The organism is Chryseobacterium cucumeris (assembly GCF_016775705.1).
In the GTDB taxonomy this organism is placed as follows: domain Bacteria; phylum Bacteroidota; class Bacteroidia; order Flavobacteriales; family Weeksellaceae; genus Chryseobacterium; species Chryseobacterium cupriresistens.
The window spans coordinates 3099899-3119900 of sequence record NZ_CP068760.1; the positions used below are offsets into that span (position 1 = coordinate 3099899).

At 37.0% G+C, this 20002-nt stretch carries 19 protein-coding genes; 8 read left to right on the forward strand and 11 right to left on the reverse strand.

Going from position 1 to position 20002, the window contains the following annotated elements; all coding sequences use genetic code 11:
• Positions 1-4: 4 nt before the first annotated feature.
• Together JNG87_RS13880 and JNG87_RS13885 are read right to left on the reverse strand one after the other, a co-directional pair.
• Positions 5-1933 carry an oleate hydratase gene (locus JNG87_RS13880; protein WP_202838927.1) on the reverse strand — a complete coding sequence of 643 codons (1929 nt, stop codon included), beginning with the start codon at positions 1931-1933 and terminating at the stop codon, positions 5-7.
• 89 nt (positions 1934-2022) lie between these two features.
• Positions 2023-2901: an AraC family transcriptional regulator gene (locus JNG87_RS13885; protein WP_120231945.1), complete on the reverse strand. Its 879-nt coding sequence runs from the start codon at positions 2899-2901 to the stop codon at positions 2023-2025.
• A 296-nt stretch (positions 2902-3197) separates the two neighbouring features.
• Between JNG87_RS13885 and JNG87_RS13890 the strand changes: the two genes are divergently transcribed.
• Positions 3198-4379 carry an MFS transporter gene (locus JNG87_RS13890; RefSeq protein WP_110010204.1) on the forward strand — a complete coding sequence of 394 codons (1182 nt, stop codon included), beginning with the start codon at positions 3198-3200 and terminating at the stop codon, positions 4377-4379.
• 77 nt (positions 4380-4456) lie between these two features.
• Here the strand turns inward: JNG87_RS13890 and JNG87_RS13895 are convergent, their stop codons facing one another.
• Positions 4457-5428 (reverse strand): YpdA family putative bacillithiol disulfide reductase, encoded by a 972-nt coding sequence (locus JNG87_RS13895; RefSeq protein ID WP_137905742.1) that lies wholly within the window; start codon positions 5426-5428, stop codon positions 4457-4459.
• Between the two features lie 130 nt (positions 5429-5558).
• Here JNG87_RS13895 and JNG87_RS13900 point away from each other — a divergent pair, with 130 nt between their 5' ends.
• The gene (locus JNG87_RS13900; protein ID WP_202838928.1) at positions 5559-6200 is read left to right on the forward strand and encodes a hypothetical protein; all 642 of its coding nucleotides are present in this window, start codon (positions 5559-5561) and stop codon (positions 6198-6200) included.
• 54 nt (positions 6201-6254) lie between these two features.
• On the opposite strand, the gene JNG87_RS13905 is transcribed toward JNG87_RS13900, so the two are convergent.
• The 8 genes from JNG87_RS13905 to JNG87_RS13940 form a co-directional block, all read right to left on the reverse strand.
• Positions 6255-7556, reverse strand: coding sequence for a glycosyltransferase family 4 protein (locus JNG87_RS13905; protein ID WP_137905740.1), 1302 nt, complete (start codon positions 7554-7556; stop codon positions 6255-6257).
• A gap of 80 nt (positions 7557-7636) precedes the next feature.
• Positions 7637-10177 carry a YfhO family protein gene (locus JNG87_RS13910; protein WP_202838929.1) on the reverse strand — a complete coding sequence of 847 codons (2541 nt, stop codon included), beginning with the start codon at positions 10175-10177 and terminating at the stop codon, positions 7637-7639.
• Positions 10178-10208: 31 nt separating this feature from the next.
• Complete coding sequence (locus tag JNG87_RS13915; RefSeq protein ID WP_110010142.1) at positions 10209-10439, reverse strand: hypothetical protein; 231 nt, start codon at positions 10437-10439, stop codon at positions 10209-10211.
• 63 nt (positions 10440-10502) lie between these two features.
• On the reverse strand, positions 10503-11552 hold the full coding sequence (locus JNG87_RS13920; protein ID WP_110010141.1) for a DUF6263 family protein: 1050 nt from the start codon (positions 11550-11552) through the stop codon (positions 10503-10505).
• A 15-nt stretch (positions 11553-11567) separates the two neighbouring features.
• Positions 11568-12689: a serine hydrolase domain-containing protein gene (locus tag JNG87_RS13925; RefSeq protein ID WP_123279401.1), complete on the reverse strand. Its 1122-nt coding sequence runs from the start codon at positions 12687-12689 to the stop codon at positions 11568-11570.
• Between the two features lie 2 nt (positions 12690-12691).
• Positions 12692-13441, reverse strand: coding sequence for a 23S rRNA (guanosine(2251)-2'-O)-methyltransferase RlmB (gene rlmB / locus JNG87_RS13930; protein ID WP_062674398.1), 750 nt, complete (start codon positions 13439-13441; stop codon positions 12692-12694).
• A gap of 63 nt (positions 13442-13504) precedes the next feature.
• Positions 13505-13897 (reverse strand): four helix bundle protein, encoded by a 393-nt coding sequence (locus JNG87_RS13935; protein ID WP_202838930.1) that lies wholly within the window; start codon positions 13895-13897, stop codon positions 13505-13507.
• 30 nt (positions 13898-13927) lie between these two features.
• Complete coding sequence (locus JNG87_RS13940) at positions 13928-14398, reverse strand: DinB family protein (protein WP_202838931.1); 471 nt, start codon at positions 14396-14398, stop codon at positions 13928-13930.
• A 251-nt stretch (positions 14399-14649) separates the two neighbouring features.
• On the opposite strand from JNG87_RS13940, the gene JNG87_RS13945 reads away from it, so the two are divergent.
• The 6 genes from JNG87_RS13945 to JNG87_RS13970 are packed head-to-tail and all read left to right on the forward strand — an operon-like array spanning position 14650 to position 19975.
• Complete coding sequence (locus JNG87_RS13945) at positions 14650-15654, forward strand: AAA family ATPase (protein ID WP_202838932.1); 1005 nt, start codon at positions 14650-14652, stop codon at positions 15652-15654.
• Positions 15654-16112, forward strand: a complete 459-nt coding sequence (locus tag JNG87_RS13950) for a GNAT family N-acetyltransferase (protein WP_110010135.1) — start codon at positions 15654-15656, stop codon at positions 16110-16112. The genes JNG87_RS13945 and JNG87_RS13950 overlap by 1 nt, the downstream gene beginning before the upstream one ends.
• Positions 16113-16166: 54 nt before the next feature.
• Complete coding sequence (locus JNG87_RS13955) at positions 16167-17030, forward strand: DUF58 domain-containing protein (protein ID WP_076597442.1); 864 nt, start codon at positions 16167-16169, stop codon at positions 17028-17030.
• A gap of 56 nt (positions 17031-17086) precedes the next feature.
• Positions 17087-17983, forward strand: coding sequence for a BatD family protein (locus JNG87_RS13960; RefSeq protein WP_202838933.1), 897 nt, complete (start codon positions 17087-17089; stop codon positions 17981-17983).
• A complete protein-coding gene (locus tag JNG87_RS13965) occupies positions 17976-18968 on the forward strand; it encodes a VWA domain-containing protein (RefSeq protein WP_202838934.1) in 993 nt (330 codons plus the stop codon). Before JNG87_RS13960 ends, JNG87_RS13965 begins: the two co-directional genes overlap by 8 nt.
• Positions 18968-19975: a vWA domain-containing protein gene (locus JNG87_RS13970; RefSeq protein WP_202838935.1), complete on the forward strand. Its 1008-nt coding sequence runs from the start codon at positions 18968-18970 to the stop codon at positions 19973-19975. Before JNG87_RS13965 ends, JNG87_RS13970 begins: the two co-directional genes overlap by 1 nt.
• Positions 19976-20002 lie beyond the last annotated feature (27 nt).

Here is a 20002-nt window from a genome sequence, read left to right on the forward strand (position 1 = left end):
ATTTTTAGTCTTTTACTCCTTTTACCCATTCCTGAAATCTGGTTAAGAAAGATTCATGTTCTTCTTTTTCTTCCGGACGGTTTACAAGGATGTGTTCAAAATAAGTTCCTTTTAATATTTTTCTTAAAATCCCTTCTCCTAAGAAAGGTTTATAGTCATTCAAAGCCTGAGTCGCTTTTAATAAATGTCGGATGTCATATTGTAACGGATTGATATCCGGCACTTGTTTGTTAAGATTAAGAAGGCTGTAAACAGCTATTCTCGCAGTTCTCACAGAGCTTTCCATAGTGAAGACAACATCGTTATTGGTTTCTACAAACTGTCCTACAAGACCTAAGTTGGTACATCCTTCAGGAACCACTCTCGGACGGTCTCCCATCGCTCTAGGCATAAACATAGACGTGATATATGGCATGAATGCAGTACGTACAATGGTATTTTCAGTGACATTATCCAGCTGATCTGCTATTCCAAGGTGGTAGCAAAGCTCAGCAAGAATCTCGTTTCCGGTGCACTGAGGCATTGTTTTTTTGATATAATTACCTTCTTTATCCATCAGTAAAGCATATACCCAAACTACAAGGATGTCATCCGGCTGAGTAGGGAAGTGCGGTTGCCTGTTGCAGGTAAAACTCATTACCCAATTAGAATCTGTAATGGTAATAATACCTCCTGTGGCTGTTCTTCCTGAATAAGGATCATTTACACACAGTTCTTTGAGTTTCTCTGTGAAAGCAGAAGGACGGCAGGTTAAGGTAGCAGACTCCCATGAAGATTTTTCAATGTGGCTACAGAATTTTTCAGGTTTTCCGAATACTTCAGATTTTGCAGCAAGATTTTTCCAAAGCTTCCATCCTGCACTTTGTCCTGCACTGCTGTTGTCTATCGTAACCTCAGGAACGGTATTGTTGTCACCGTAGAACGTACTTTCTGTCATAGATCCGGTAGTTACAATAACGTAGTCGTCTTTACCAACCGGTATTCTTACTTCTTTGCCATTTTGTTCAGTGATAATTCCTTCTACAGTTTTTCCTTCCGTATTAATATGAATATCAAGATCTTTTACCAAAGTATTAAACTGGATCTGCACCCCTTTTTCCACCAGGAAGTTTTTTAATGGAGTTACATACGTGTCGTACTGGTTATATTTGGGGAATACCAGACATGAGAAGTCTTTCATTCCGTCAATGGCGTGAAGGAATCTGTGCATATACAGTTTCAGTTCCAGTAAGCTGTGCCAGTTTTCGAAGGCAAACATAGAACGCCAGAAGAACCAGAAATTACTGTTGAGGAAAGATTGAGAAAAATAATCTTCAATTGTAAGATCATCCAGTTCTTCTTTTTTCTTAAGCAATAGTTTTACAATCGCCAGCTGATCTTTTTTCTCAAGTCCGAATTTGCTAAAATCCTTGATCTGTCCTTGATTGTGGATCAATCTTGCTTTAGAGTAATTCGGGTCGTTGTCATTAACAAGACGGTATTCATCCAATACACTATAAGGAGCAGGCAGTTCCAAAGCCGGAATATCCTGGAACATATCCCATAGATTTTCATAAGTCATATCCATTTCTCTACCTCCACGGATGATGTAACCGTCTTTTGCGTTACCAGCTCCATCCAAAGATCCGCCTTCCACATTCAGCTGGTCGAGGAAAATAATATTTTTTCCGGGTACACGGCCATCACGGATAAAATAATATGCTGCCGACATGCCGGCAATTCCGCTTCCAACAATATAGATTTTACTGTTTTCGTAAGATTGTAAAGGGATGCCTTTATTACGCTGGTAGTTTCCGATCTGGTCGGAAAAAGGCATCGTCTTTTCAGGAGTGTTAATCTGAACTTCTTTGCTTGAATCCGGTTCGTGGTTTACATTTCCAAACTGCTCAGAGGCATTTAAAACTTTATCGAATTTTGAATTGATCGTACTCATCTTTTATTGTTTTTAATTAACAGTATAAAGGTACCTCTATTCAGAAAGCGATATATATCCCCAAGTTCAGAATTATTATCCCCAAATTCTCATGACTGAATATTTTCTTTAGTTCTGTACTCCGAAGGGGAAAGTGCCGTATGTTTTTTAAAGAAACGGCCGAAAGCTGATGCTGAGTTAAACTGAAGCTCAAAGGCGATCTCCGATATGGTGATTTCAGGGTTTCCAAGCATGACATACGCTTCCTTCAGTAATGCTTCATCAATCACTTCATGAGGTGTTTTTCCGCTTGATTTCTTAATGATTTCGATGAGGTATTTATTGGAAACATGCAGTTGATCCGCATAAAACTGAACCGTTCTTTCCCGGGTGATGTTTTCACGGATCAGTTTACTGAATTTGAGATAAAGGTCTTTTTTTCCTTCTTCCTTTTCCGGATTTGCAGCATTTTCCTGTTCCATAATCTCAGCAGTCTCGAGCAGAAGATTGAAAATAATGGTACGGATAATCTCCTCTGTAAATTTTCCCTGCTTTTTCGATTTTTTATCGAGGTAATCCAGAAGATTTTGCAGAAGTGAAGAATTTGTTGCCGTAGTTTTTACAATACTGTATGAGCCTTTGGAGAAAAGATTCATTTTCTCAATGATAAAAGGATTGGAAATATTTTTAATCAGAAAGTTCTTGTCGAAGAACAGCAGTTTCATCGTAAAATCATCACTGGTTTTTCCAAATTTCACAATGGTAGAAGGTGCTGCAATAAGAAAGCTGTCAGCATCTACTTTGTATTTCTGACGGTCTATTTCAATATTGATTTCTCCGGCAGTACAGATACATAGTGCATAATAATCCATTCTGAAAGGAGCTTTTGGAAATTCAAAAATGGGTTTTCCGGAAGAAATGTAATAGGATTGGCAGCAGTCAATACTGTAAAAAGATAGCGTATCATGTAAATTTTCGTAGGTTATCATTCTTCAGTATTGGTTAAAATTTTATTATGTTTCTAAGTGAATTTAGTATAAAAGCATCTGTTGTTACTGCAATTTACGATTTTTATAAAAGTTTATTGTTTTTATATAGCAGATAAAACTGTTTTTTAAGATAAAGTTAATTGTCTGTTGAAGGTTATTGATAAAAATAGGGTTTAAACAAAGACTTTTGGGTTATTTTTATCTAATTTTGCACTGTCAAATTTCCCCAAAATATTATTGTGAGATTAATTAACGTATATACGAGTTCTTTCAAAGGACTCTCGCAGGAGAGTTGGATGCTGGCGTTGGTAATGCTCATCAACAGGGCCGGCTCTATGGTACTTCCGTTTCTGGGAGTTTATATGACGAATCATTTGCATTTCAGTATTGAAAATTCCGGAATTGTACTGAGCTTTTTTGGAATAGGTTCGGTTATCGGATCATGGCTTGGAGGTATGATTACGGATAAAATAGGAGAGTACAGGGTGCAGAGTCTGAGTTTGCTGCTCAGCGTTCCTTTATTCTGCTTGATTCCGCTTTTTACAACAGAAGCCGGATTGGCAGGAATTATTTTAGCCCAAAGTATTGTAAGTGAAACGTTCCGTCCCGCAAACTCGGTGGCGATTACTAAATATGCAAAACCTGAAAATATTACCCGTGCTTTCTCGCTCAATCGTATGGCCGTCAATCTTGGGTTTTCCATTGGTCCTGCACTGGGTGGTATTTTGTCGGCTATTTCTTATGAATTTCTGTTTTTCAGTAATGCACTGGCTGCTTTGCTGGCGGGATTGATGTATATCTGGTTCTTTAAAAACCGGGCACGATTAGCTAAACTGAAAGCAAAAAAGGTAAAAGAAGCTATTATTATTAAAAAAGAAAGTTCACCCTACCGCGACAGTAAATTCCTTATTTATTGTGTATTCTGTATGCTGTTTTCCATATGTTTCTTCCAGCTGTTCAGTACCCTGACGATATTTTATAAGGATACAGCTCATCTGAGCCAGCAGAATATCGGATATATTCTGGGATACAGCGGTTTTCTGATTGTACTGCTCGAAATGGGACTGGTACAGATTGCTGAGAAGTATTTTACTTTAGCTTTTACTATGCTGATCGGGACTTTCCTGTGTGGTATTTCCTATGCCATGCTCGCTTTCGATTACAGTCTGATTACCCTTGTGCTGTCTATGACATTGCTTTGCGTGGGAGAAATATGGACACTTCCTTTTATGTCAACGATTACGGCATTACGTTCGGGAGAGAACAATAAAGGCGCTTACATGGGACTGAACGGAATGTCATTTTCCATTGCGTTTATTGTAACACCTTATATAGGAACACTGATAGCAGAAAAATTAGGTTTCAATACATTATGGATCGGAACAGGAGTTCTGGCGGCAGTTATCGCTATTGGTTTTTATTTTATCGTTCCATGGATGCTTAAGGATAAAAATAAGGTAGAAAAAGAGATGATATAGCGCTTTTGATTAAAAGCAAAAAGTTTCGGGCAATTTCGTAGAAATTGCCCGAAACTTTTTTTAATATCTGTAATCATTTACGATGAAGATCTGGAAAGAATCGAATTAATAATCATATTGGCATGAATCCTTGAATTTTCAATGAACCAAAGGTGAGTATCTTTTCCTCCGCATACCACACCGGCAAGATAGAGGTTGGAAATATTGGTTTCCATGGTTTCAGGATGGTAAAAAGGATTCAGGCAGTCTCCATTGAGTTCTATTCCTGAATTTTTCAGAAAATCAAAATCAGGAAGATAGCCTGTCATGGCCAGTACAAAATCATTGTCAATTTCATGAATAGCTCCGTTTTCATCTTTAAAAACAACAGAATTTTCTTTAATTTCGATCATTTCTGCATTAAAATGAGCTTTAATACTGCCCTCTGCAATTCTGTTTTCAATGTCTGGTTTTACCCAATATTTTACACTTTTGGAAATCTCAGCATGACGGACAATCATCGTTACATCAGCTCCTTTTCTGTACGTTTCCAGGGCTGCATCTACAGCAGAATTACTGGAGCCTACCACCACAATTTTCTGCTTTGCGTAAGGGTAAGGTTCCGTATAATAATGCTTAACTTTAGGAAGGTCTTCACCGGGAATATTCATCAGGTTAGGAATATCATAAAACCCCGTAGCGATGACTACATTTTTAGCCTGATAATTTGCTTTGGTGGTTTTGATCTCAAATATCTCATCCTTCTTTGAAACGCTCAGAACTTTTTCATACAGGTTAATATTCAGGCTTTTTTGTCTGGCAATTCCCTGATAGTATTCCAGAGCTTCCTGCCTTCCAGGTTTTGGAGCAGTAGAAATAAAGGGAATCTCATCAATTTCCAGCTTTTCAGCAGTGGAGAAAAAACGCATGTACAAAGGATAATTGTACAATGAATTGACAATAGTTCCCTTTTCTATGATTACATGACTAAGATTGTTTTTTTGAGCTTCAAGGGCGCAGTTCAAACCGATGGGTCCGGCCCCGATAATCAGAATATCCAACATTTCCATCTAACAAATGTACGATGTAATTTTTAAAATGAGAAGCCGAAACCTCTTAATCTTCATCGTCTTTATCTCTTTAGATTATGTATCGCTTGGCATCAGTTTTGGTGTTTTTACCTATTGCAAAATGTAAAATATGAAAAAATTACTGATCGCGGTATTCGTTTTGAGCCTTGTTACAGCCTGTAAAAAAGAGGCCGGGAAACCTGTTCCGAACGAAATAGATTCTATTGCACAAAATAAAACAGACACTGCAGGTACGGTTCAGACCCATGCGGATAAAGAAGCCGCTTTAAAGCTGGCTAATGATGAGGTCTTGAAAGCACTGAAAGATAAAGATTATACTGCTTTTGCCTCCTTCATTCACCCGCAAAAAGGGATCCGTTTTTCAATGTATGCTTTTGTTAATCTGAAAGAAGATAAACATTTTTCTAAAGCAGATTTTGAAAAATACCAGCCTACTAAAACCTTGTTTACATGGGGGAAACAGGATGGTTCAGGAGATCCTTATAAAGCAACCATCAACGATTATCTTGGCAAATGGGTTTTTTCTAAAGACTTTACAGCTTCACAATATTCAGTGAATAAATTTATCGGAGGAGGTAATTCCCTGAATAATTTAAAAGAGATTTATCCTAAAGCTGATTTCACGGAAAATTATATCAAAGGAACCGAAAAATCCGGTAATATGGATTGGAAAACGGTTCGTTTCGTATTTGAAGAATTTGAGGGTAAATACTATCTGATTGCCGTTGTGAATGACCAGTGGACAATATAGAAGTTAGAAGTTAGCGACTGGAATAAACTTCCAGCCTCTAACTTCCTTTCTTTTTTATTTCAAAACTTCAGTCAGCTGTTGAGTAAGATTTTTTCTTGAAAACTGTTCAATATGCTGGGTATTTTCAATAAGGCTGTCATTTTTCCACAGTTCATATTTTTCAAGAATAAACTTTTTAATGTTTTCTGTATCCTGATAACTGAAATGTTTTCCTGCCTGCGTTTCTTCCAGAATTTTTGCGACATCCGCTTTGTCCGGACCGAAAGATAGAATCTGCTTTCCTGAAGCCAGATATTCAAATATTTTTCCGGGGATAATTCCTTTTGAAGCTTCGTTCGGGAAATTGGTAATAAGAAGCATATCCGAGTTTTGCATTTCTTCAACAGCTTTCCCATGGGCAAGATATCCAAGATTCAGAATATGATTTTTCAGACTTGAATTTTCAATGGAGTGGAGGACTTTATCATCTATTCGTCCTACAAATTTCAACTTAAAATCAGCCGCAAATTCAGCATTTTCTTTCACCAGTTCGTCGAGTGCTTTCCAAAGATTTTCAGGGTTTCTCAGCTGTTCCAAAACTCCGATATAGCTTAGCGTAAATGCTTTTTCAATTTGTGAATTTTTATTTTCAACTGCTTTTTTGCTTGAATCGCTTTCATCAAATCCATTCGTAATACAAAATGCATTAGCTCCGGCCTTTCTGAAGTTTTCAGCATCAGTGTAACTTGTAGCCAAAGTGATGTCTGCATTCTTAAATACAGCACTTTCCAGCTGCCGGTGTTTTTTATCTGAACTTTTAGTTAATTTCAGATGTTTGTAGTAGGAAATCTCTGTCCATGGATCACGGAAATCAGCAACCCATTTCAGGTCCGGCATTTTATTTTTAAGCCCTAAACCAATCAGATGCAGAGAGTGTGGCGGACCGGAAGTAACGATGGTGTCTATTTTATTTTCTTTCAGGTATTTTTCCAGAAATGTAACGGATGGTTTTACCCAAAAAACTCTGGCATCAGGAATGAAAAAATTACCTCTTACCCAAATTGAAAGTTTAGATTTCCAACTTTGGTTTTTGCCTACATCAAATTGTCCGGCTTTGAATTTTTTATTGCTCTTATTCAGTTTTTCAGCAAGCTGATAAGGTTCCCAGATTTTGGTTCTTACCATCTCGATATTTTCCGGAATATCTTTCATCAGTGTTTCGTCCAGCAATGGATAGCTTGGATTTTCCGGAGTATAGATGATCGGTTTCCAACCAAAATCAGGTAGATATTTTGCAAACTTCAGCCATCTTTGAACACCAGGACCTCCCGCAGGAGGCCAGTAATAGGTGATAATCAATATTTTCTTCTGTTCCATTTTTTACTTAATGGTCTTTGTCATTCTGAACCAAGCGTAGCGCAGTGAAGAATCTCATTGCGCAACACTATTTATATTGTTTAAGCATTCTGTTCAGCTACAATCTCTTTTTTCTTGTTCTTATTCATCCAGAAAAGCCCAAATGCAGCCAACAGGATAAATAATCCGAATGAAAAAAGAGAAAGCCATTTTCCTTTTTCAATCACTTCAGGTTCAAAAACCATTCTGATATGGTGGTTTCCTGCTGGAACATGTACGGCACGAAGCAAATAATCTGCTTTGATATAAGGAACTTCTTTCTCATCTACTAACACTTTCCATCCATGAGGATAATAAACTTCAGAGAATACGGCCAATTGAGGTGTTTTCGACTGAGATTTAAATTCAAGTTCGTTAGGCTGATATTTCGTAAGAGTGATAAATGCTGTAGAATCTGCCTGAACAGGTTTGTTATCAAAATATGATTTGTCAGATGAAGCAATGACAGCTGTTTTCTTGTTGTCAATAGTCCCGATCGCTTTTATTTCCTGATTAGGAGTATCTACAAATTTTAAATCGCTTACAAACCATGCATTGCCATTAGCTTTAGGATTAGGAACAACCTGTGGCTGCTCAGGACCTCCGAAAACCATGTATTTGGTATTCAACAGGTTTAATACATTAGGTGTTTTTATACTATCAATACTATTGATGTATTCATTCAGTACATCGTCATATCTTCTTAATTTTACAGCGTGATAACCGCCGATGGAAGCCTTAAAATAAGAGGTATTGGTTTCGCTGGTAACTCCTAATGTCTGGTTGTAAATTCTGTAGTGTGTTTTGTCTTTCTCAGCAATAGTCTCCAATGTTTTGTTGATGTTGACATTGGATAAAATAGATTCAAGATTTGGATTTCCCTGCACTTTTTCAGCCAACAGGTCTGAACTTTCAGTCTGGAAAGGATTTTCAGCGAAGATTTTATCAACATAGTTTTCATCGTTTAAGTAACGTTTGTTTACCGACCAAAGATCAAATAAACTTACAAGCCCAATCACTACCAAAGCAATATTCTGATTAAGCTTTTTCTTTAAAGTTAAGAATAGAGCTGCCGCAGTAATCGCTACATAAATGAATGCTTTTATGGCATCTATTCTGAATAATTTATATCTTTCATCTACAAGATAATCAAGCAGGAAAGGAGGGAAGTAGGTTTTCTCGTTTTCTGTAGCAAAACCTAACAATGATTTTCCAAAGATTAAAAGAATCAATAAAAATCCTAACGTTCCACCTCCTACATACATCAGAATTTTCTGCTTATACTCTTCAGTCAACTTTTCATCTGTAAAGAATCTGTATAATCCCAAAATGGCAATTAATGGGAATAATAACTCTACTACCACTAAGATTGAAGAAGGAGCTCTGAATTTATTATAGAACGGTACATAATCGATAAAGAAATCCGATAATGGCATAAAGTTACTTCCCCAGGCCAGTAAAATAGTCAGAATGGAAGCTCCTAAAATCCAGTAACGGTATTTTTTCGAGGCAAAAAAGAATCCTAATAAAGCAAGAAAACAAACAATTGCTCCCTGATAGGCAGGTCCTGAAGTTCCCGGCTGGTCTCCCCAGTAAGTAACCCCGCTAAAACCTTTGGAAATTCTGTCCATTTCAGCCTGTGAACCTACATTTTCCTGCACCAGCTCCTGAACTCTGTTCATGATTTCTTTTCCTTCAGGTTCCTGGCTTCCGCCTCCCATTAATCTTGGAATAAAAAGGTTTAAAGTTTCCAGTTGCCCGTAGCTCCACATCAGCATACTTTCTTTGTCCATTCCGGATTTTCCTGAAGTATGGCTGTCGTTATTTAAAATCTGCTTTCCACGAACCGTTTCTTTTACATATTCTGAATTGGCCATGATTCTTTGTGAATTCATTCCAACCCCGATAACACATGACGCTGCGATAATCCCTGATGAAATAAGGAAGTGCTTCATCGGTGTCTTTTTCTGGATGGCTCTGATCAATTCAGAAAGGAATAAGAATCCTAACGCAATGAACAGATAATAGGTCATTTGTGGGTGGTTTGCAGCAATTTGAAGACCCATAAAAAGGGTAGTGACAATGAACCCCCAGATGTATTGTTTCCTGATATACACCAGTAAAATTCCGGCTAACAGCGGTGCGAAATATTCAATGGTATTTACTTTACCATTATGTCCGGCTGCAATAATGATATAAAAATAGGTGGAAAGTCCGAAGAAAGTAGCTCCCAAAAGAGCATATTTCCAGTTTCTGACCACTACCATTCCCAAAAGGAAAAAACCTGCAAACAGCAGGAAGAGATAATTAACCGGCCTTGGCAGGAAATTCAGATTGCTGTCTATTTTTTTGATGATATCACCTTTGAACTGGCTTCCCATCTGATAAGTCGGCATTCCCCCAAACATGGAGTCACTCCAATAGGTTTCATTTCCGGTATTGGCTCTGTAGTCAAGCAGTTCTTTTGCTCCTCCTCTGTACTGTACAATATCATGCTGGAAAAGCTGTTTCCCTGAAAATACAGGAGTGGAATATAAAAATGCTAAAACTATAAATACTACTAATGAAATTGCAATATAAATTAAGTTTTTATTTTTTGCCATGCTGGTTATTATCTTTTATTTCTTGGAATTTTTACCTTTTGTCATTACTCTCTTTCACCTCTTCGTAGTCTACCGTTTCTGCATCCCACTTAAGGTTCTTTTTGTTATTCTTATTCGAGTTGTTGATGTCCTGCTGCCCGTTGTTTTGATTATTGTTATTAAAACGGTAACTATAGAATGTCTTAAAGAAAATTCTTTTCAGAATATTCCAGACAAAGAAAATAATAATGGCAGTGAGTACTAACTCAAGAATGTACTTCATAATTTTTTTGTTTAAAGTTCAGGGTTTAAGATGTAAACTTTAAACCCTGAATGTTTATTCAAGTTATTTAGCAGATGGGTTTACCATTACCGAAGAATTGGAAATACTTTTCATAGACTGAGACTGTTTTCCATCGGAAATGGTTTCTATCTGAGTTGTTTTTACGTTGATATTCTGGTTGGTAATCCATCCCGTGCTTTCGTCAAACTTAATGGTTCCGTTCTGAACAAGCTCACTGCTCAGGCTGTGTGTGATAGGTCCCTGAGTTTTCTTTTCTGTTTTTTTGGGAATACCTCCGGTTACTGCAATTTCTGCAGCTCCGTTTCCTAAGCTTTTCATTACATAATTAGAGGTTACTTTAACAGCTCCGCTGGCGTCAGCATTTTCAGAAGTTGACCATTTTTCTCCGATTTTAACTCCTTTTTTAGGAATAATCATCAGGTTTTTATGGAACTGGTCTTTCAGTACTTTTTCGTTGAAAGACTGCTTAAGGCTTGCTACTACGCTTGCTTTTTCATTGGCATCTTTGATAAGTGTACCAACTGCGTTACCTACTTTTGTGTAAACAGCATCAAATCCTGTAATAGAAATTACATTCCCTTTTGTATCCATCTTCATCTGAAGTTTGTTTCCGGTAAGCGCTTTGTTTACATTCCAGATCATTTTAAGATCATCTTCTTTAGGAAGAGGAAGTTTGGTGTCTACTACTACCGTTTTTCCCTGTGCCGACTGAGAACTTCTCTTTGCTACAAGGTTAAGCGTCATTTCATATACGTTTCCTTTGATGTCATCCACTACAAAATTCATCTCATCTGTAGATTCGCTGGTAGCGGTGATGGATTTCCCCTGAGGGTCAGTCATAGTCTTCACATCTCTCTGATAAGTGGTAAGAGGATATGTTTTACCTTTTTCCAGCTTGAAAGTCTGTGTAATAACTCCCGCAGAATCTTTGATAGCAGGGTTTTCTGAAACTTTCGCTACAGAATCAGCAGGAACTTCTACCGTTACTGTTTTTCCGGTTTTAGGATCTACTTTCGTTATTTTTGCTGTTTCTTTTTTACAAGATACAAGAGCTATTGATGATATAAGCGCAAGCGCTGCAATATTCTTCATTCGATTTTTTTAACTTTATTTTTTACTACTGTTTCTTAATATATTATCTGCGATGTCGTGCAGTTTTCCCTGAGATTCTCCATCCGATTCATTGGAAAGTACTACGACTCCCATGTTTTTTGATGGATATATCTGAAGAACACTTGAAAAACCAAATGTACCTCCTGTATGATAAACGGTTTCAGTTCCATCTTCATAGGTGTGCAATCTCCAATATAATCCAATAGCATCTCCTTCACTTTTTACAAAAGGAGTATGGGATGCTTTCACATATTTATTGTTCTCATCCAGATGATACTGCATGTATTTCACAAGATCTCCTGTAGTAGAAATGATTCCTCCTGCAGGAGCAAAAATGGTTGTGAAATTTCTGGGCATTATCTTTCCTTTTTCGTTATAACGAGTCAATAGCTGTGCAGAATTCGTACCAATAATAGTATGATTCATTTTCAGAGGCTTTGTGATATACTCTGAAAGCAGGTTTTCATAGCTTGTATGATATACTTTTTCCAGGATATCCCCGGCAATCTGTGTTCCGACATTGGAATATTTATATTCTGTTCCGGGTACAAAATCCACTTTAGCCTGATGAAGATCCTCATAAAAATTCTTTTTTGAATAGTTTTTATAAAAATCCGACAATGCGAGGGCAACAGAGTCCATCGGTTTTTTGAATGTTTCAGACTGATCCGGTAAAAACTGAGGCAATCCTGATGAATGATTGGTTAGATTACCGATTGTTATCGGGTGCTTTTCAAATTCAAGATTAGGATAATTTCCATCCAGATATTTCCGGATATCATCATCCATTTTGATTTTACCATCTACTAAAGCATGAGCCAGAAGTGTTCCGGTAAAGGTCTTTGTGATGGATGCAATCTCATATGGACTTTGGGAGGTTGGAAGTTCTGATTTCCCTATTTCTGTTGTCCCATAATTATAAAAATAACTTTTACCATCTTTAAAAATGCCTATTGAAATTCCTACACGTGCAGGATCCTGCATATAAGCAACAGCTTCTTTCTGAACCATCTTATCAAGATCAGTGGCAAGACGGTTGTCTGTTGCTGTTTTTTTTGTCTGGGCATTAAAAGCCAACGGGACAAAAAATAAAGGTAAAAGTGATTGTATTTTCATGGTTATGGATTAGGTATCACGGACATTTTCTGTCTTACCGCTTCATACAAAATCGCTCCACATGCTACAGAAACATTCAGGGATTGTGTTTTTCCTTCAATAGGAAGTTTTATTTTTTCATCAGCATGATGTAATACTTCTTTAGAAATTCCGGTTTCCTCATTTCCCATAACGATAGCACATGGCTCTGTCATATTAACATCATAGATCAGTTTCTGGGCTTTTTCACTCGCTGCATATACGGAAATTCCGCTTTGCTGAAGGAAATCTACCGTGTGGGCAAGATTGTTTTCCTTACATATTTTGATATTGTATATTGCTCCGGCAGAAGTTTTTATCGCATCGGAATTGATAGGAGCAGCTCCTTTTTCAGGAATAATAACTGCATCTATTCCTACGCATTCCGCTGTTCTGCAGATGGCTCCAAAGTTTCTTACATCGGTAAGTCTGTCCAGAATTAAAAGGAAAGGTGTTTTTCCCTGTTCGAATAATTGTGGAACAATATCCTCCACTTTATGAAACGGTACATCCGAAATAAAAGCTACCACACCCTGGTGGTTTTTTCTTGTAAAACGGTTCAGTTTTTCAACCGGAACATAATTGGGACGGATTTTATTTTTCGCTAAAATGGCTTTTAATTCAGCATAAATAGGACCCTGAAGTGCATTCTGCACAAAGATCTTGTCAATCGTTTTTCCCGCTTCAATTGCTTCAATCACGGGACGTAGCCCGAAAATAAAATCGTCTTTCATTGAGTTGTTAAAATTTTATGTTTAAGGTTCAAAGTCTAAAGTTCAAAGTTTAAAGTTTTGAATTTAAGGTTTGTACTTTGTTCCTTTTAAATCTGTTGTATTTAAATATTTTATAAAAGAGCTGATCTTTTTACTTAACGTTTCTGTCTGCTCAATTAATGTTTCAAATTTTTCCTGCGAAATAAAGCTCCTGTCAAAAACTCTATACAATTGTGATCTGGTTTCTCCACAGGAAGCTTTCGCAATAGAAAGAAATTGTATAAATTCTTTATTCCCGTTTCTTTCAAATCCTTCGGCAATATTATCCATTACAGACCCCGAAGATCCATCGATTTGATTGCTAAGTTTAAAATTATTCTTAAGGTTGGTAGATTCAATAATACTATAAATCTCATGACAAAGCTGTCGGGATAATTTCCAGATCTCTAAATCCTCAAATCTCTTAATATTCCCCATAACCTTAAACTTTAAATCTTAAACTTTGAACTAATACTTCTCTCCTAAAATTGCTCTTTTTTGTGCCATCACATATCCATAGTGAAGGGTTTCGTGCATATTGTTGAAGATGATGGCATCCTGGATGCTTTTCAGATCCATTCCGAAACTTGTGGTATAAGGAGTATAGTCTGAGAAGAAATCACTGTCATAATCCTTCATTAAAATCTTTGAAGTTTCGGTAAGTAAAAATTCTAAATCTTCCACTTCTGATTTCTGAACATTTAAGTTGGGTAAAGTCCCTTTCTTATAGGTTTCAATCCAATACTTGTCTATACGGAAAGGATTTCCGCTCAGGTAATAGTGCAATAGCTGCTGTGTGGCAACAGTATGAGCAATATTCCAGTAAATATTGTTGTTGAAACCATCCGGAATCAGGATCAGATCTTCATGAGAGGTATTCTGAAGGATATCTAAAAGGTTCTTTCTAACCTGTCTGTGTGCTTGAAAATGATAATTCATTTTGCAAAATTTTTAATCACCAAAAATAGTTTAATAAACTGGAAATGACAATTTTTGAGCAGGAGATTAAATCAAATTTTATATATTTTTATGAAAAAATCAGATCATACTATTGAGTTTTAAGACTTCAGCAGTTCTGCAAGTTGTATCAATACGGGATTTTTTAACAAACTTTAACTCAAAAATGGCATTTATTATGTTGATTAATGCAAGTATTTATCAGAAATTTACCACTTATTTTAAATCAAGCTATGTCAGAGATATATCAAGCTGAAGATATCCGCCAATTGACGGAAAAAGTAAAAGAAAAAAACTACTTATTTACTCTTCTGAGACAGGAAATCAACAAAGTTATTATCGGACAGGAATACATGGTAGACCGTCTTTTGGTAGGGCTTTTGGGAAACGGACACGTTCTTCTTGAAGGAGTACCGGGACTGGCTAAAACCTTAGCGATAAAAACATTGGCAGATGCTGTTCATGGAGATTTTTCAAGGATTCAGTTTACACCGGATTTACTTCCTGCAGACGTAGTGGGAACGATGATTTTCAATATCAAAGACAATGATTTTTCTATAAAAAAAGGGCCGGTATTTGCGAATTTTGTTTTGGCGGACGAGATCAACCGTGCGCCGGCAAAAGTACAGTCAGCGCTTCTGGAGGTCATGCAGGAAAAACAGGTGACGATTGGTGACGAAACCATGAAGCTTCCAAAACCGTTCCTGGTATTGGCGACACAAAACCCTATTGACCAGGAAGGAACTTACCTGCTTCCTGAAGCACAAAGCGACCGTTTTATGCTGAAGTGTACCATAGATTATCCTGCTTTTGAAGATGAAAGACAGGTGATGAGAATGGTTTCAACCTCACACCAGCCAACGGTTAAGCCTGTAATCTCCCTTCAGGATATTGTAGATGCAAAAGAACTGATCAATCAGATTTATCTCGACGAGAAAATTGAAAAATATATCCTGGATATGGTGTTCGCAACACGTTATCCGGAAAATTACGGTCTTTCTGAACTTAAAAATTATATCAGCTTCGGAGCTTCTCCAAGAGCATCCATCAACCTTGCTATTGCTTCAAGAGCCTACGCCTTCTTAAAAGGAAGAGCATTTGTCATTCCGGAAGATGTAAAAGCATTGGCAAAAGATGTATTGAGACACAGAATGGGATTGACCTTTGAAGCAGAAGCGGAAGAGATCACAACTGAGGAAATTATCAATAGAATTTTAGCAAAAATACAGGCACCATAATGAGTGATGTGATCATAAGAAAAGCAGTTCAGCAGGACTGTGCTGCTATGCTGGATTTGATAAAAGAATTGGCAGAATATGAAAAAGCACTGCATGAAGTAACCGTGACTTTAGAGGATTTTACTCAGGATGGTTTTGGTACTTCTCCTGTTTGGGGAGCTTTTGTAGCGGAATATGAAGGAGAAATAGTTGGAATATCCCTGTATTACGACAGATATTCAACCTGGAAAGGAAGAAGGCTGTATCTTGAAGATCTTGTAGTAACTGAAAAGCTAAGAGGAAAGCAGATTGGAAAAAAATTATTTGATGCAACACTGGAATATGGTCAAACCAATAATTACAGTGGAATGGTGTTTCAGGTATTAAACTGGAATGAGCCAGCCATCAATTTTTATAAAAAATACAACACAAAGTTTGATAATGAGTGGTCGAACGTATCCATTGAGTTTAATGACTAACCCAAAACCCGGATTCCGAAACTAGAACATTAAACTTTGAATTTGAATTCGTCTATGCAGATAAAAGATATTGTAAAAAAAGTAAAGCAGATTGAAATCCGTACCAGAAAAAAGACGGAGGCTGCTTTGATGGGGCAATATCACAGCGCTTTTAAAGGACAGGGGATGACTTTCTCTGAAGTTCGTCCTTATCAGTTTGGAGATGAGATCAGAAGAATCGACTGGAATAAAACCGCACGTTTCCGTGAACCATTCGTAAAAGTAATGGAAGAAGAAAGGGAACTGACAATGATGATTCTTGTGGATATTTCCGCTTCCATGGATTATGGAACAAAAGTCCAGCTGAAAAGGGAATATGTAGCTGAAATTGCCGCCAGTTTAGGATTTTCAGCAGCTGGTAATAATGATAAAGTAGGATTGATCCTGTTTGCTGATAAAGTATATAAAGTCATTCCTCCTCAAAAAGGAAGAAAACACATTCTTTCCATTATCAGTAATATTCTCACTGCAGATTATGTTCCGGCAGAATCTAAAATAGACAAGGCAATGGAATATATGATGGGAATTTTTAAAAGAAAATCTCTGGTATTTCTGTTTTCAGATTTTGAGGATGCCTATGACTCCAAAATGCTGAGAGTAGCTTCAAAGAAACATCAGTTGCTGGGAATGAGGATTTATGATGAAAAAGATAATGAAATCCCTGACGTTGGGTATGCCCGATTACTTGATGTAGAAACCGGAAAAGAGATCTGGGCCAATACTTCCAGTGCAAGATGGCGGTATACCTTCGCAGAAGCTCAAAAACAAAAACTCAGAGCGCTGGAAGAAGACTTTGCCAACAGCTCTGCCAGTTTTATGAATATCAATACCGGTTCGGATTATTCAAAATTATTGTATAATTACTTTCAGAAAAAATAACATCGGGCTGAGCCCGTAACTTAAAAACATCAGGCGTTTTGCCTTATTATTTAACATTGAGAAAAATACTTTTAATATTATCTTTTCTGATCTGTGCAAATGCTTTTTCACAGATATTATCCTCTAACGTAGAAAAGAAAACCCTTGCTCTCGGAGAAATCAATCATCTTACCATAAAGATTGATAACCTTAATGAGCAACAGGTAACTTCAGCAGCCAAAAATGAGCTGCTACCTTTTCATTTTGAAGAAACCAAAGACAGTATCGGACAAACGGCTAACACCTATGAAAGGAAGATAGAATTTGCTGTTTTTGAAGAAGGAAAATTTACCATTCCGGAACTGGAATTCAAAGTAGGTGACAGAATACTTAAAACGATTCCTTACGAAATAGATGTTATTAATACGGCTCAAAAAGCAGATCAGATTAATGATATCATGAATAATAAGCAGGTGAAACTTGAACCCAAAGATTATTGGGAGCTTTATAAGTTTTATATCCTTGCTGTATTGGCTGGTATTGCACTGGTTATTGCTATTATTATGTTTGTAAAATGGGGAAGAAAATCAAAGAGTTCTCCTGTAGTGGCAACCAACCAGACCTTAAAAGAGCTCGACTCTCTTAAAAAGAAAAAATATATTGAACGAGGAAACTTCCGTTCGTTTTATGTGGAACTGATCGATATTTCCAGAACCTTCATTACAAAACAATACTGCCTTCCTGCAGATGTACTTCTTACCGATGATCTTATTGAGGTCATGAAAAAAAATAATACCATCTCGCAGGACAACGAAAAAATAATAGAAGATGTTTTCCTTAGGGGAGACCTGGTGAAATTTGCCAAAACATTTCCTGATCAGGAAACCATGGAAAGAGATTTTGCCAATATCAGAGATTTTGTGAAAAGATCATCCAAAGATTTAGAATTCGAAAACTTAAGAAAGGATGTTTAATTTTGAGTTTTACAGCCCATGGTTTTTGCTGCTTTTTCTGCTGTTTATTCCACTTTTAATTAAAGATATTGGAAAAAATAAAAGAAAGGGTATAAAAGTTCCTACCATAAAAAATATGGATCACAGCGGGAGTATCCAGGGTGTGCTTTTTTTGCTGAAAATATCAAAATATATCATTCTTTCTGCGTTGATTATTGCCATGGCAAGGCCGAGAACGTTTACCATTTCTCAGGACAGAGATGATACAAAGGGAGTCGATATTATGTTATCCATTGATGTTTCTCTTAGTATGCTGGCGAAGGATCTGAGCCCGGACAGAATTACCGCCCTGAAGAATATTGCTGTAAAATTTGTTCAGAAACGTCCCAATGACAGGATAGGAGTGGTAGCATATGCTGCAGAAGCGTTCACAAAAGTTCCGGTAACCTCAGATCACCAGGTAGTTATTGATGAAATTAAAAATCTGAATTCTGCAGGTCTTGAACCTGGAACAGCTATCGGTGAAGGACTCTCAGTAGCAGTGAATCATTTGATTAAAAGTAAAGCCAAAAGTAAAGTGGTGATCCTGATGACGGATGGGGTAAGCAATATTCAGAATGCGATTCCACCACAGGTTGCTGCCGAACTGGCAAAAAATAATAATATAAAGGTATATTCAATCGGAATTGGAACCAATGGCTATGCGCTGATGCCGACATCGCAGGATATTTTTGGAGATCTTATTTTTACTGAAACAGAGGTTACCATTGATGAAAATACCTTGAGAGAAATAGCTCAGACAACGGGAGGCAGATATTTCAGAGCTACCTCAAACAGCAGTCTGGAAGAAGTATATAATGAGATTAACCAATTGGAAAAATCTGATGTAAAGGTTTCCAAGCTGTACAATTATGAAGAGTATTTCAAAATATTCCTTTGGGTTGCACTGGCCATGCTGGTGCTGGATGCATTGTTGAGATGGGTGTTTTATAAAATTTTAAGCTGATGAGTTGGTCTTTAGGAAATTATTGGTATTTATTTTTACTGTTGCTTCTGCCGCTGTTAGCTTCTTTTTTGATCCGTTTTTTACAATGGAGAAATAAAAAAAGAGAAATTTTTGCTGCCAGCCAGTTTCACGAGAATTTATTTGAAAAAAGATCAGGATTTACAAAGTTTTTTCCTGCATTATATTTATTGGGAACATTATTTCTGATATTTTCTATCATTGATCTTCTGAACGGTTCTGAAGAAGTGAAAAGTACCCAGAAACTGAACAATGTCATTTTTATGCTGGATGTATCCAATTCTATGAATGCTGAAGATATAGATCCAAGCCGTCTGACAGAGGCTAAAAACCTGATGCTGGCTACCATGAAGAAAATGAATAATGACAAAGTAGGTATAGTGATTTTTGCAGGGAATGCCATGTCTATTATGCCCCTTACAACGGATTATAATTCTGTGGAAACTTATATCAGCGGTATTGAAACCAGCTCTATGCAGATTCAGGGGACGGATTTTCTGAAAGGAATGCAGGCTGCTGCTGAAAAATTTAAAAATGTAAGCAAAGGATCCAGAAAAGTGATTCTGCTGAGTGATGGTGAAGATAATGAAGGAAATGATAATGCTGCCATCAGATTAGCTAATAAAGAAGGAATAAGCATTACTTCTGTAGGAGTGGGCACAGATGAAGGTGCGCCGGTTCCTGAATATGTGTTCGGACAGCTGATGGGATATAAAACCGATGCCAACGGTGGTACCGTGATTTCAAAAAGACAGACGGAAGCATTAAAGAAAATGGCGGAATCTACAGATGGAACTTATATTGACGGAAATAATATCAATGAAGCTCCGGACAGGATTGTAGATGCAGTGAATAAAAAATCTGCCGGTGCGGAAACTATGGTGAAATCACAGAATGCCAATCATTATTATCAGTATTTTCTTGCAGTATCTCTTCTGTTTTTCTTTTTAATTTATATTTTTAATCCTAAAAAAGATTTTAATGTGTAGAATTCCTTTATTTATAGAAGAAATTCT